A 14,035-nucleotide genomic window follows, 5' to 3' on the forward strand; every position below is an offset into this window, starting at 1 on the left:
ATCAGTCTTTCGCCCCAATCAATTTGTCTTTGAGGTGGTCAAATTCGCGGTCGCCGTCCATCGTCTTGCGGTTGGTGGACAAGGCCATGCTGGCTTCGGTACCGCCCTCCCCCTGGCTGAGCCAGACCCAGACGCGGCGTTCGCGGATGTACAGCATCGCAAACACGCCCAGGATCAGGAACGCACAGCCAAGATACACCACCTTCTTACCGGGTGCGCGGGCCACCTGGAATACGCTGGCCTGCACCTGGGTGAAGTTGGTCAACTCGAACGCCATGGGCGCGGGGTAGAACTGCACGTCGCTCAGGGCCAGCACGGCCTGGGTCATGTAGCCCTGGGTTTTTTCTGAAGGCTCCAGGGGCGGCAATCCGGCCTGGGTCTGGGTGGTTTGCAGCAGCTCAAACAGCACGCCGTTCAAGATGCGCACCAGCACCGAACCGGCTTTTTCACGCTCGGCCTCGGGCACATTGGCTTCGATGAAGTCGGCAATCGCCTGCAGGCCGCCTTTAGCGCTTTTGCCGCCAGATCCGTCCCCGGCAAACAGGGTCAGGGCGCGGTTGGCCGACAGGCTGAGTTGCTGCGCCAGCTCGGGCCGCGATGGATCAACCGCCTTGGCGGTGTAGCGCTGCACCGCCTGGGCGCGCAGGGCCGGGTCCAGCAGCCCGGCGCGCAAGCGGGCAAAGCTATCCATGCTGCCCTCGCTGTCCACCGGGATGCGCAAATAGCGGAAGGTGTCAGCCGGGTTCTCGCGCATGCCCAGCAGGTAGACCGGCACGCCGTCGCCGGTATCCACCGGCAGCATGTAGTTGTGGAACTCGCGGGCCTGGCCTGCAGCATCGCGCAACTTGTAGGTGATGCTGGGGCCGACGTTACGCAGCACTTTCTGGGTCTGGGTCTTGTTGGCTGCGCCTAGGCGCGAGTCGATGGAATGGCGCAGATCAACCTTGCGCACGTCCGCGCCAGAGGCGGTGGGGTCGGAGCCGAAATTCTCCACGTTGATGACGCGCAGGGCGGTGTATTCCAGCGCGAGCTTTTCGCCACCGGCACCCTGGGTGAGCTGGGACGTGCCACCGATGATGCCGTCAATCTCGAATGGCTTGGTGGCCGCCCCCATGGACACGGCCCGCAACGACACCTTGGAGCCACCGTCGTCAAAGCTGGACTGGTAAATCTCCACGCCCTTGTAGTTGGCCGGGTGGTTGACCTCGACACGGGCCGGAATGGCGGCCCCGGTTTCCTTGTCGTGCAGCACGATTTCGCTGGCAAACAGCTTGGGCATGCCGGTGGAGTAGTACTCGACGATGAATTTCTTCAGCTCGATCGAAAACGGCAGGTCTTGCAGCACCACGCCTCCGGTCTGGTTCAGGATGGCGGTGCTGCTTTGAGAACCCTCGGCCACCAAAATATTGCCGCGAAAGGTCGGGTTATTAGGGCCTAGGCGGTATTCGGCAGGCACATCGGCAATCAGCCCACCGCCCTTGTAGACCGACTTGCCGTTGAGCAGCATCTGCGCCTTGACCACCAGGTCGCCATCGAACAGGCCACCCAGACAGATCAACACAATGGCGCTATGGGCGGCGATGTAACCCAGCTTGTTGGCGGCACCGGCCTTGGCGGCCACCATCCAACCGTTGTCGCGCTGCTGCAGCTTGACCTTCCAGCCGCCGCTGACCAGGGTCTGGCCGATGCGCCGGGCCGCCACCTCGGGCGATTCCGCCAGGCTAGCCTGGGCGTGGTGGGCAAAGGCTTTCAGGCTTTGGGCGCGAATGTTTTCTTTGTAAATTTTGAAGTCGGCCCAGATCTTGGGCGTGCTGCGCGCAATGCAGAGCGAGGTGCTGAGCACCAAAAACGCCAGAATCAACATGAACCACCAGGCGCTGTACACCGTGGTCAGGCTGGCCGCCGCAAACACCTGGGCCCAGAACGGCCCGAACTGGTTGACGTAGTTGACCAGCGGCTCCTGCTGCTTGAGCACCGTGCCGATGACCGAGGCAATGCAGATGACGGTCAGCAGCGAGATCGAGAACCGCATCGACGAAAACAGCTCCACCGCGGCGCGCAGGGCATGGGAGCGGGTTTTGACGCGAACGCCGTGGGTGCTAACAGACATGGGGAGTCACTACTTCAATAACAGGAATCAAAAAGGGCGGGCCATCCTGGATAGCCCGCCCTTTTAGGGTGTAAAGAGGGCGCTTGGTTCCCTAGAAACCGCTGCGCCAGGCCGCTATCAATGCAGGCCAGCGATGTAATCGGCCACGGCCTTGATTTCGCGGTCGTTCAGCTTGGCGGCCACCATGGTCATTTGCACGCTGTTCTTGCGGCCACCGTCACGGAAGGTGGTCAGCTGCGTCGCCACATAGTCGGCGTGCTGGCCACCCAGGCGTGGGTACTGGGCTGGAATGCCTGCACCGTTGGGGCTGTGGCAGCCTGCGCAGGCGGCAATCTGGCGATCGGCAATACCACCGCGGTAAATACGCTCACCCAGGGCCACCAGCTCTTTGTCTTTGGCAAAACCGGGTTTGATGGGCTTGGACGTGACCCAGTAGGCGATGTTGCGCATGTCGTCATCGCTCAGGGTGGTGGCGAAGCCCTTCATGATGGCGTTGTTGCGCTTGCCGGACTTGAATTCCTGCAACTGCTTCACCAAATACTGGGGGTGCTGCTGCGACAACTTGGGGTTGGCGGCAATGCCTGAATTGCCGTCGGCACCGTGGCAGGCGGCGCACACCGCGGTAAAGCTGGCCTCGCCTTTGACCAGATCTGGCTTGGCGGCCATAGGCGCGGCGGGCTTTTCCTCGGCGGCAAAAGTCGACACAAAGGGGCTCGCCAGCGCGGCGGCGGTCAACAGGGAGACAAGTAGCTTCATATTCGAGGGGGCCTATCGATTTGTCTTTTTCGGGGGCGCTTCTGGGGCTATTTTGGGGCGCACAAGCCAATGATTCTACAATGCAGGCCCGGTTCTCTTTACGAGAACCCCCTGAACACGACGGGCGCAGCACCTGCACCCTGTCCTCCGAAGACTCCATGATTCCTACCTCTCCCCCGGCAGCCGACGGCGCGCCCTTGCCCAAATTGCCGCCCGCCAAAAGCCCAGCGGTCATCGCCTCGGGCTGGATGCACACGGCCAAGTTCCTGACCACCGCGCCGCAACTACACCATCTGCCCCCGCTGACGGTGCCGGAAATCGCCTTCGTGGGCCGCTCCAACGCAGGCAAATCCACCTGCATCAACACCCTGACGCAGCAAAAGCAGCTGGCTTACGCCTCCAAAAAACCCGGCCGCACGCAGAACATCAACCTGTTCAGCCTGGGCAAACAGGGCGTGACCGACGCGGTGCTGGCCGATTTGCCCGGCTACGGCTACGCGGCCGTGCCCAAGGCCGACAAGATCCGCTGGCAGCGCGTGATGGCCAATTATTTGATCACCCGCGAGAACCTGATCGGCATCGTGATGATGTGCGACCCGCGCCACGGCCTGACCGAGCTGGACGAAATCTTGCTGGACATCGTGCGCCCCCGCGTCGCCGAAGGCCTGAAGTTTCTGATTTTGCTGACCAAGTCCGACAAGCTGAACCGCGAAGAAGCCACCAAGGCCTTGTCGATCGCGCGCCTGCAAGCCGGTGGCGGCGAGGTCAAGCTATTCTCGGCCCTCAAAAAGCAAGGTATCGACGAAGCCAGCCAATTGCTGTGGCAGTGGGCCCACCCCGAAGGTGCCGATGCACCCGCGCCCAAGCCAGCCGCGCCGGTGATCGACGAACCCGAGAATCTGGATGAGCCCGAGAACCTCGACGAAAATTAATGGTCTTTTAGGTCCCCAGCGCATATTCCACGTGCGCTAGAAGCTCCTAAAAACATAGTAAAACTCAATACACCTCGGGCGCGCCTGGGGGCCGGGTTTTGAAGCGTTTATGCACCCAGAAGTACTGCGCGGGCATGGTGGCGATGTAGTCTTGCAGGCGGCGGTTCATCAGGGCGGTGTCGGCTTCTGCGTCATTGCTGGGGAAGTTTTCCCAGGCGGGCAGCACTTCCACCTCGTAGCCCCAGTCGGTCATGCGGGTCAGCACCGGCACCACCTTGGCGCGGCCCAGCCGGGCGAAACGCGACAAGGACGGCACGGTGGCCGCGGCCACGCCGTAAAACAGCACAAAAAACGCGTCCTTGGACCCAAAGTCCATGTCGGGCAGCAGGTACAGCGGCTGGCCCTGGCGCAGCGAAGCGACGATTTCCTTCACGCCCTGGCGGCGGTCAAACAGGCGGGCGTTGCCAAAGCGCTGGCGGCCCTGGGCGATCCATGCGTCCATCACCTGGTTGCTTTGGGGGGTGAAGATGGTGTTGAAGTCGCGCGGAATCTGCTGCGACAAGGCGGTAGCCCCCGCGTCCAGCCCCACAAAGTGCGGCACGAACAGCACGGTGGGGGTGTCGCCGTTCAATTGCGCCACGTCGCCCACGATTTTGAGCCGCTGCAAGGTGCGCTCGGGTGCGCCGTGCCACAGCCAGCCCCGGTCCAGCCAGGCCCGGGTGAAGTATACAAAGATTTGCCGCACCAGCGCCCGCCGCTCCTGCGCAGACTGCTCTGGAAAACATAGTGTGAGATTGGTGGTGGCAATGGCCCGCCGACCGCCCAGCAGACCGTACAGCAGCAGCCCCAGGACCCAGCCCACGCCGCGCACCCAGACCAGCGGCAGGCGCGCCAGCAGGCGCATGAACACAATCAATCCTTGGGACAGCATCAAAAATCCAAATCAGAAACAAAAACGGGAGGAAACCGGGAAATCAGGGGCGGGATTCTGGCCGCGGCTGTTTGTAGCGCGCGTAGCTCCAGAGGTACATGCCGGGGCGTTGGCGGATCAGGTCTTCCATGGCCGCGTTCAGCGCCACGGCAGCCACCGTATCGCCCTGGTCCAGCGGCAAATGCAGGGGGTGCACATGGATGACATAGCCGCGCCCCCAGGGCAAACGGTCGCCCAAGGCTACCAGCATCGGCGCACCGCTTTGCCGGGCCAAACGTAAAGCCAGGGTCATGGTGTAGGCCGGGCGGCCAAAAAACGGCGCCCACACGCCCTGCCCCTCGCCCGGCACCTGGTCGGGCAGCATGCCCACCACCCGGCCCTGCTTGAGCGACTTGAGGATCATGCGCACGCCGCCGGTGGTGGTGGGCGCGGCCTCCAGCCCCGGCGCGGAGCGGGCGGCCTTGAGCAATGCATCCAGCCATGCGAATTTGGATGGTTTGTACAGGATGGTCATGGCGCCGTACTGTTCGCTGAAACGGGCGGCGTGCGCCTGCGGCACCACCTCGAAGCTGCCCACGTGCGGGGTCATGAACACCACGCCCTTGCCCAGGGCCAGCGCGGCCTCCAGGTGCTCCACGCCCTGCCACTGGATTTTGGGCAGCTTCTGGGCACGGGGGCGCAGCCACAGCCAGGGCAGCTCGGTGGCCAGCTTGCCCGCTTCGGCAATGGCGCGGCGGGCCTGGCGCGGGGCAATCCCGGCCTGGGCCACGTTCTCATTGAAGCGCTTGCGGTAGGTGGGCGATGCCAGATACGCCAGCCAGCCCAGCAGCGCACCCAGCATGTGCAGCACCGCCAGCGGCAGGTGGGCGGACCATCGGAACAACAAGGACATAGTTTGTGGCGGTAAAATGATAGGGTCGCTGAGTTAACTGAACTACTTGCAGGGCGACGTTAAACACATCTGCTAAAGCGTTCGCCAAAGCTCCCCAGGCTGGCAACGCGCCATCACCAACACAGGAGTTTACAAAATGGCGAACGACTTTCTTTTCACCTCCGAATCCGTTTCCGAAGGCCACCCCGACAAGGTCGCCGACCAGATCTCGGACGCGATTCTGGACGCAATCTTCAAGCAAGACCCGCTGAGCCGCGTGGCCGCCGAAACGCTGACCAACACCGGCCTGGTCGTGCTGGCCGGTGAAATCACCACCAACGCGCATGTGGACTACATCCAGGTGGCGCGCGACACCATCAAGCGCATCGGCTACGACAACACCGAATACGGCATCGACCACAAGGGTTGCGCGGTCATGGTCTGCTACGACAAGCAGAGCAACGACATCGCCCAGGGCGTGGACCACGCCAGTGACGACCACCTGAACACCGGCGCGGGCGACCAGGGCCTGATGTTCGGCTACGCCTGTAATGAGACGCCCGAGCTGATGCCCGCGCCGATCTACTACGCCCACCGCCTAGTCGAGCGCCAGGCCCAGCTGCGCAAAGATGGCCGCCTGCCTTTCTTGCGCCCCGATGCCAAGAGCCAGGTGACCATGCGCTACGTGGACGGCAAGCCGCACAGCATCGACACCGTGGTCTTGTCCACCCAGCACCACCCCGACCAGTCGGAAACCGCACACAAGATGAAGGACTCGTTCATCGAGGCCGTGATCGAAGAAATCATCAAGCCGGTGCTGCCCAAAGAGTGGCTGCAAAACACCAAGTATTTGATCAACCCCACCGGCCGCTTCGTCATCGGCGGCCCGCAAGGCGACTGCGGCTTGACCGGCCGCAAGATCATTGTGGACACCTACGGCGGTGCCTGCCCGCACGGCGGCGGCGCGTTCAGCGGCAAAGACCCAACCAAGGTGGACCGCTCGGCCGCCTATGCCGCCCGCTACGTGGCCAAGAACATCGTGGCCGCTGGTTTGGCGCGCCAGTGCCAGATACAGGTGGCCTACGCGATTGGCGTGGCGCAGCCCATGAACGTGACCATCTATACCGAAGGCACGGGCGTGATCCCCGACGAGCAGATCGCCGAGCTGGTCAAAGCCCACTTCGACCTGCGCCCCAAGGGCATCATCCAGATGCTGGACCTGCTGCGCCCGATCTACGAAAAGACCGCCGCCTACGGCCACTTTGGGCGCGAAGAGCCTGAATTTACGTGGGAACGGACGGACAAGGCGCAGATCCTGCGCGCTGCTGCGGGCCGGAAGGGCTAAGCCAAATGTAACGAAGCACACCATGGTTATAGACATAACGCACGCCGTCCAAGGATGCCGTGGAACCGGCTTTGCCGGGCCACTGGCATCGCCCCCTGCAAGGGGGTGGGCGAAAGATGCGCAGCACTGCAGCCTGGGGGTGTGCCTATGAACCCTAATGCCGCCCAGTTGTGGCCCGCGCCACGTTGGGCACTGGCAATTTTGTTGGCCCTGCTCGGCATGCTCGGGCCGTTTTCCATCGACACCTTCATCCCGGCCTTCGCAGGGATAGCGGCATCGCTGGGCGCAACCCCGGCGCAGATGCAGCAAACGTTGTCGGCCTACCTGTTTGGCTTTGCGTTCATGAACCTGTTCCACGGGGCGCTGTCGGACAGCTTTGGCCGCCGCCCGGTGGTGTTGACGGGCTTGGCAGTATTCACCCTGGCCAGCGCAGGCTGCGCACTGTCGCAGAGCATCGGGCAACTGGTGTTCTTCAGGGCGCTGCAGGGCCTGTCTACCGGCGCGGGCATCGTGGTGTCGCGGGCGGTGGTGCGCGATATGTTCCCCCCGGCCGATGCGCAAAAAGTGATGAGCCAGATCACCATCTACTTCGGCGTGGCCCCGGCGATTGCGCCCATCATCGGCGGCTGGCTGTTTGTGCACCTCGGCTGGCACAGCATCTTCTGGTTTTTGACCGGCGTGGGCGTGCTGCTGTGGGGGGCCAACTTCCGGTTTCTGCCCGAAACCCTGCACCTGGACCAACGCCAACCTTTGAACGCCCGGCACCTGCTGCGCGGTTACTGGCAGTTGTGCTCGAACCCGCGCTTTGTGCTGCTGGCGCTGGCCAGCGGCGTGCCCTTCAACGGCATGTTTTTGTACGTGCTGTCGGCCCCCGAGTTTCTGGGCCACCTGCTGGGGCTGGGGCCGACGCAGTTTTTCTGGTTCTTTTTGCTGACCATCAGCGGCATCATGTCCGGGGCCTGGTGCAGTGGCCGCATGGCGGGCAAGGTGCCGGCCAAGACACAAATCCGCCACGGATTTGTGATCATGGTGGTGGTGTCGGTGGTGAACGTGCTGGCCAACCTGCTGTTCCAGGCGCACGTCAGCTGGGCGCTGTTTCCGGTGGCCATCTTCGCGTTTGGCTGGGCCATGATGGTGCCCGCCGTGACCCTGCTGGTGCTGGACCTGTACCCCGAGCGGCGCGGCATGGCGTCCAGCCTGCAGGCCTGCCTGGGATCGACGGCCAACGGGCTGGTGGCCGGGGTGCTGGCCCCGCTGGTGATGCATTCGGCGATGGGGCTGGCCACCGCCTCTATGGGCATGCTCGCCGTGGGTTTGCTGGCCTGGATGTGGCTGCACCGCCGCTGGCCAGACATCGGGCGGGTGGTTTAGCCAATATGCGAAAAATACATGCCTTATATCAAATAGCAATATCAAATAAATAGCAACTAGCGCATATTAAACATACGCAAGAAGCCAAAAATATGTTCCTAGAGATACCACCCAGATACCTCAAATACGCATATCTCGATTAACCGGCCGCGCTGAACCCGGTCGGGTTGGCGCTCTGCCAGCGCCAGGCATCGGCACACATGGCATCCAGCCCGCGCTCGGCGCGCCAGCCCAGCAGCGCCAGGGCCGCAGCGGGTTCGGCATAGCAGGCGGCAATGTCACCAGGCCGCCGGGGGGCGACCTGGTAGGGCACGGGTTTGCCGCTGGCTTTTTCAAACGCACGCACCATGTCCAGCACGCTGTAGCCAATGCCGGTGCCCAGGTTCACCGTCAAAAAGTCGGGCACGGCCTGCAGACGCTCCAGCGCCTTGAGGTGGCCCACGGCCAGATCGACCACGTGGATGTAGTCGCGCACGCCGGTGCCGTCGGCGGTGGCATAGTCGTCGCCCCACACATTCAAAAAGGCCCGCTGGCCCACAGCCACCTGGGCCACAAAGGGCAGCAGGTTGTTGGGTGTGCCACGCGGGTCTTCACCAATCAGCCCGCTTTCGTGCGCGCCCACCGGGTTGAAGTAGCGCAGGATGCCGATGCGCCACGACGCGTCGCTGTGGTGCAGGTCGCGCAGCAGGTCTTCCACCATCAGCTTGCTGCGGCCATAGGGGTTAGTGGCCGAGAGCGGATGATCCTCAGTGAGCGGCAGGCGCTGCGGGTCGCCGTACACCGTGGCCGACGAGCTGAACACCAGCGTCTTCACGCCGCACGCGCCCATGGCTTCGATCAGGCGCAGCGTGCCCACCACGTTGTTGTCGTAATAGCGCAGCGGCTGCGCCACCGACTCGCCCACCGCCTTCAGCCCCGCGCAGTGGATCACCGCCGTGGCCCCGCTGGACTGCAGCGCCGCCGTCAGCGCCGCCACATCGCGGATGTCGCCCTCGATCACACGGGGCTTCTTGCCCGTGATGCGCTCCACCCGCGCCAGCGACTCGGGCTGGCTGTTGCAGAAGTTGTCAAACACCGTGACATCCAGGCCCGCGTTGAGCAACTCGACGCAGGTATGGGAACCAATATAGCCAGCACCACCGGTCACAAAAATCATAAGAATCTTTCCATGCAAACGCGCCGAATTCCGGGCGAACTGGCATTGTAGGGGTGCCATTTAACGCGGCGATGCGCGTTAGGGCGGCGGGGTCATTGGTGCATCGGCGCGGGCCAGCATGGGCATCAACTGCGGTGCCAGCAGCTTCAGCAATTGCACCGGCAAGGCGCTGGTGAAGTCGTAGTCGGCCGCCTGTGCGCCCGGTACGTAGGCAATGAGAGTGCCAAAGAAGCGCTCGTCGATATTGAAGACAAAGGTCGCCGAACGATTCACCACCCGCGACTGGATCAACCGTCCACCCGCCCCATAGGTGTCATAGCGCTGGTCACCGGTGCCGGTCTTGCCGCCGACCGGCAGAACGCGGCCATCGGCGCGCACAAAGGCCTTGTTCACGCGCTTGGCGGTACCGTCCCCTACCACCTGCCGGATAGCGCCGCGCACGGCCTGGGCGACCTCCGGCGCCAGCACGCGCTCGGCCCGGCCGGTACTGCAGCAGCGTGTCATACGGCGTGGCGGCCGCGAAATGCAGCGACTGGATGCGCGTATTGGGTTTGCGCAGACCGTCGTTGACCAGGATGCCCATCAATTCGGCCAGCGCCGCCGGGCGGTCCGCCGAGGCCCCCAGCGCGGTCGCATACGAGGGCACCAGCGTGTCGAAGGGATAGCCCATCTGCGCCCATTGCCGCTGGATTTCCAGAAACCCCTCGCCTTCGAGCAAGCCCAGAATCCGCTTATCCTGCGCCTGCTTGCGGTGGGTAGAAAACAGCAATGCATAGACCGCCTGGAGCTCGGCCACACTGGCCTGCATCACCTGCGTCTGGCCCGCGCCCGGATGGGCTTGCAGGTAGCCGACCAGCCACAGCTCCAGCGGATGCACGCCCGCCAGGTAACCACGGTCGGCCAGCGACATGCGGTCCGGGGCGTACTGCGCATACAGCCTGGCCAGCGTGGGCTCGGCCGGGTCGATACCGTCCGGCAAATTGCCCTGCACCCAGGCGATGAACTGGTCGCGTGGTGCCGCCGGAAACAGTGTGCGGTGGATGGCCGCCAGCCGCGAGGCGGTGGGCCGCACATTACCCAATAGCAGCTCCTGCGCCTCCTGGGCGGTTTTGCCATGGTATTTGACCAAGAAGCGGCGCATGAAAACCTGGCCTTCGTGGTCGGCAAAGCGCGCCAGATAGGCCGCACGGCGCGGGTCATCGGCATCCTGCAGCAGCTTGGCCGAGGAACCTGGAGTCAGGAACATGTAGTGGCGTACGACATCGCGCATCAGCCGGATGAACACCAGATTCACCGATTTGCGCAGGCCATCGCGCACCGACAGCACCCGGCCGTTGTCTTCCGCATTGAAGTTGACAAAGTGGTACAGTCCGTCCCCCGTCATGAAGCCTTCGCCGGGGCTGGCAGAGTACCGCCGCTGCAGTGCCGCCTCCAGCATCGCGCCCAGACTTTTGTCGCTGGCCGTCGCGAAGTAGTCGGCGGCCCAGCGCGTCAACACATCCTGCCGATCGATGGCCAGCGCGCGCAATTGCGCGGCAGCCAGCGGCGACAACTGCTGGTGCAGCTTGTCCATGATGTCCAGATAGGTCACCAGCGTGCGCAGCTTGGCGGTGGACCCCAGGTCAAGCTTGATGCCTTCGTTGATATTCAACGGCTGGTCGAAATTATCGGTTTGTACCCGCATGACATTGACATCGCTGCCGCGCTCATACAGCGTGAAGCTGTACACCACCTTGGCCGGATCGCCACGCGCCAGCAACTGCTTGGCCGACAGCCCGGCCGCCTTGACATGGGCCGGATCACGCAGGTCGCGCAGCAGACTGGTGACCGCAGTCTGCACCGGCGCATCCAGCGTGCTCACTACGCTGAGGTCCAGCCGATCCAGGTCGTACAGCCGCTGGCCGCCGAGCAATCCGGCCAAATGCGTGCGTACGGTATTGGCCGCCTTCTGCGCCACAAATGAGACGGTGGCGACAGGCAGCTTGCCGGACCGCCGCTGCAGCTTCACCCGCAGCGCCGCATCGCGCAAGGCCAGCGGGATCACGCCGGCATGGCCCAACAGGTTCAGGTGGCTGTTAGTCAACTGCTCCAGTTCGGCCTCATCGGCATCGAAGTAATAGGACGGTCGGCGCTGCGCGATCAGCAGACTCAGCGCCTGCTTGTACAGCTGCGCCTGGGCATCCCAATCCCCCTGCGGCGAGGCCCCAGCTTTGCCAAGTGGACCCAAGATGCCGCCCACGTCCTGGAAATCACGCCCATACCAAACCCACAGCCCGTCACCCAGGCCATGCACTTCGCCAAAACCGGCCTTGGCCGACAGCGGCATGGTATTGATATAGGCAAGCACGATCTGGCGCCGCGCCGCACTGGTGTCCTCGCCCGGCTGGTAGGCGCGCAAGGCTGCCGACACCATTTGCTGCAATTTTTCGTACACCGACGAGGTCCGGCCCTCGGCCGAATGGCGGTATTTTTCGATCTGCGTCGCCAGCGTGCTGCCACCGGGCGAACGGCTGTCACCCGCTAGGCTGGCCTTGGCCTTGCTCAGCACTGCATTGGCCAGCCGGTCCCACTCCACCGCAGGGTTGCGCAGAGGCTGTTGCGGGTCCAGCAGCTCCCGGTTTTCGATGTACAGCAGACTGGACACCAACAGCGGCGGAATGTCGTCCAATCGCGCAAACACCCGCTGCGGATAGCGCTCCTGGAACAGGCGCTGGCGGTCACGGTCAAAGATGCACAGGCCGGCCTGGGTCTTTTCCGCATAGGGGGCGAAATAGCCAGCGTCGACGATCTGGGCCATGGTGGGGGAAATTCGCGCCTGCTCAACCACCTTGAAATCACGGGCCTGCAGCCTCTGCAAAAACACCGGTAACTGCGAGTAGCCCAGCCGGTCGTCATACGGCGCGCGCTGGGGAAAGCGGATCAACGGGCTGGGACCGGCCGCCACTTCAAAACTGGCCTTGCGCGCCAGTGCAGCAAAAAACCGGGCCTGGTAGGCCGAAGTCTGCATTTCCCGGGCAATGCACAACCCGGCCAAGACCAGCAAGACCAAGACCACGGCAGCCCATAGCATCCGGCTGCGGAACGACCACGAAAATCGCTTTTCCCGCATATGCACCACCTGAACTCCATTATTGGCCCGCCAGGCGGATCAGGCCATACCGCCACCCACAAAGAGGCCAACGAAACCGATAAATCACCCAGCAATCCACCACGGCCAGAAGAATTCACGGTGCGCGCTTGAACTCGGCCCGCATGGCGTCACCTATTTAACCCGATCTATTCGTCGCATAGGCATGCGATGCGACTGTCCATGGCATTGCTCCCCGTCTTCCTGTTCTCTGTGCTGGTACACGCCCTATTGGGCTGGCGCATGGCCCCCGACCTAGCGCTGCGACTGCCGCTTTTCGGCGCGCTATTTTGGGTCTGGATGGCGGCATCGGCCGTGTTGATGCCCATGGGCATGGTGTCGCTACGCTTTGCACGCCCCCCACTGCACACCGTGCTGACATGGCTGGGCCTGCTGTGCATGGGCCTGTTCTCCAGCCTGTTCACGCTGATGGTGCTGCGGGAGCTGTTGAGCGCCCTACTGCTCATCACGGATTGGGCCCAACTGCCGCTTATGGGGCTGGGCAAGTTTCGGTCGCTATCCGCGATGGCCATTCCGCCGGCCGCCTTGCTGATGAGCATGGTGGGCTTCTGGAATGCGCGTCGCACGGCCAGCGTGGTGCGGGTCAATGTACCCATCGCCAATTTACCTCTGGCGCTGGAAGGCTTCAGCATCGCGCAGATCAGCGACATCCATGTCGGCCCCACGATCCGCAAACGCTACCTGGAACGCATCGTCAACCGGGTGAATGGCTTACAAGCCGATCTGGTGGCCATTACCGGAGACCTGGTGGATGGCTCGGTGAAATCGCTGGGAGAGCACGTCCAGCCGCTGTCTGGTCTGCAATCTTTGCACGGCACATTTTTCGTTACAGGCAACCACGAGTACTACTCGGGTGCAGATGCCTGGATCGCCAAACTGCGCTCCCTCGGAATCAAGGTCCTGGTCAATGAACACGTAGTAATTGCCCACCACCGCGATCCGGGTGCAGCCCCCGCTCAATTGCTCGTGGCGGGGGTTGCCGACTTCAATGCGCACCATTTTGATGAAAATCACCGCAGTGACCCGCTGGCCGCCATCGCCAACGCACCGGATCTAAACCTGTTCAAGTTGCTGCTGGCGCACCAGCCACGCACGGCCCCCGCAGCCGAACAGGCCGGCTTCGACTTGCAGCTCAGTGGACACACCCATGGCGGCCAGTTCTGGCCATGGGCCTACTTCGTCAAACTGCAGCAACCTTACACACAAGAGTTGCACAAGCTGAAAAACATGTGTACACCAATCGGGGCACGGGCTACTGGGGTCCGCCCAAACGTCTTGGCGTACCCTCCGAAATTACGCATCTTCGACTCGTACGGTCTAGCGTTTGAGGGGCTTACCGGGGGTGGATGCGCACGAAGTGCTTTGCGGATTGCCTGGTGAAGCCGCAATGTAGAAACGCCCCAAAACCCAAATAG

The 14,035-nt window shown here is 63.0% G+C and carries 10 protein-coding genes and 1 pseudogene; 4 read left to right on the top strand and 7 right to left on the bottom strand.

The window, feature by feature from the left end; all coding sequences use genetic code 11:
* Nucleotide 1: 1 nt before the first annotated feature.
* Both Q0T48_RS09840 and Q0T48_RS09845 read right to left on the bottom strand, forming a co-directional pair.
* On the bottom strand, nt 2–2,110 hold the full coding sequence (locus Q0T48_RS09840) for a cytochrome c biogenesis protein ResB (protein WP_295955744.1): 2,109 nt from the start codon (nt 2,108–2,110) through the stop codon (nt 2–4).
* Nucleotides 2,111–2,227: 117 nt separating this feature from the next.
* Complete coding sequence (locus Q0T48_RS09845) at nt 2,228–2,866, bottom strand: c-type cytochrome (protein ID WP_295955747.1); 639 nt, start codon at nt 2,864–2,866, stop codon at nt 2,228–2,230.
* Between the two features lie 248 nt (nt 2,867–3,114).
* On the opposite strand from Q0T48_RS09845, the gene yihA reads away from it, so the two are divergent.
* Complete coding sequence (gene yihA, locus Q0T48_RS09850; RefSeq protein WP_295955878.1) at nt 3,115–3,798, top strand: ribosome biogenesis GTP-binding protein YihA/YsxC; 684 nt, start codon at nt 3,115–3,117, stop codon at nt 3,796–3,798.
* A 64-nt stretch (nt 3,799–3,862) separates the two neighbouring features.
* On the opposite strand, the gene Q0T48_RS09855 is transcribed toward yihA, so the two are convergent.
* Nucleotides 3,863–4,729: a lipid A biosynthesis acyltransferase gene (locus Q0T48_RS09855; RefSeq protein ID WP_295955750.1), complete on the bottom strand. Its 867-nt coding sequence runs from the start codon at nt 4,727–4,729 to the stop codon at nt 3,863–3,865.
* Nucleotides 4,730–4,772: 43 nt separating this feature from the next.
* Nucleotides 4,773–5,621 (bottom strand): lysophospholipid acyltransferase family protein, encoded by an 849-nt coding sequence (locus Q0T48_RS09860; protein WP_295955753.1) that lies wholly within the window; start codon nt 5,619–5,621, stop codon nt 4,773–4,775.
* Between the two features lie 136 nt (nt 5,622–5,757).
* Here Q0T48_RS09860 and metK point away from each other — a divergent pair, with 136 nt between their 5' ends.
* Together metK and Q0T48_RS09870 are read left to right on the top strand one after the other, a co-directional pair.
* On the top strand, nt 5,758–6,945 hold the full coding sequence (gene metK / locus Q0T48_RS09865; protein ID WP_295955755.1) for a methionine adenosyltransferase: 1,188 nt from the start codon (nt 5,758–5,760) through the stop codon (nt 6,943–6,945).
* 147 nt (nt 6,946–7,092) lie between these two features.
* Nucleotides 7,093–8,316: a multidrug effflux MFS transporter gene (locus Q0T48_RS09870; protein ID WP_295955758.1), complete on the top strand. Its 1,224-nt coding sequence runs from the start codon at nt 7,093–7,095 to the stop codon at nt 8,314–8,316.
* Nucleotides 8,317–8,455: 139 nt separating this feature from the next.
* On the opposite strand, the gene galE is transcribed toward Q0T48_RS09870, so the two are convergent.
* From galE to Q0T48_RS09880, 3 genes are all read right to left on the bottom strand, one after another.
* Nucleotides 8,456–9,472, bottom strand: coding sequence for a UDP-glucose 4-epimerase GalE (galE, locus tag Q0T48_RS09875; protein ID WP_295955761.1), 1,017 nt, complete (start codon nt 9,470–9,472; stop codon nt 8,456–8,458).
* Nucleotides 9,473–9,550: 78 nt separating this feature from the next.
* Complete coding sequence (locus tag Q0T48_RS22050; RefSeq protein WP_366887945.1) at nt 9,551–9,865, bottom strand: hypothetical protein; 315 nt, start codon at nt 9,863–9,865, stop codon at nt 9,551–9,553.
* A complete protein-coding gene (locus tag Q0T48_RS09880) occupies nt 9,798–12,542 on the bottom strand; it encodes a transglycosylase domain-containing protein (RefSeq protein WP_366887946.1) in 2,745 nt (914 codons plus the stop codon). Before Q0T48_RS09880 ends, Q0T48_RS22050 begins: the two co-directional genes overlap by 68 nt.
* 228 nt (nt 12,543–12,770) lie before the next feature.
* On the opposite strand from Q0T48_RS09880, the pseudogene Q0T48_RS09885 reads away from it, so the two are divergent.
* A pseudogene (locus Q0T48_RS09885) lies at nt 12,771–13,948 on the top strand (metallophosphoesterase).
* The last annotated feature ends 87 nt before the right edge of the window (nt 13,949–14,035 follow it).

It is taken from the genome of Rhodoferax sp. (genome assembly GCF_025354435.1).
In the GTDB taxonomy this organism is placed as follows: Bacteria; Pseudomonadota; Gammaproteobacteria; order Burkholderiales; family Burkholderiaceae_C; genus Rhodoferax_B.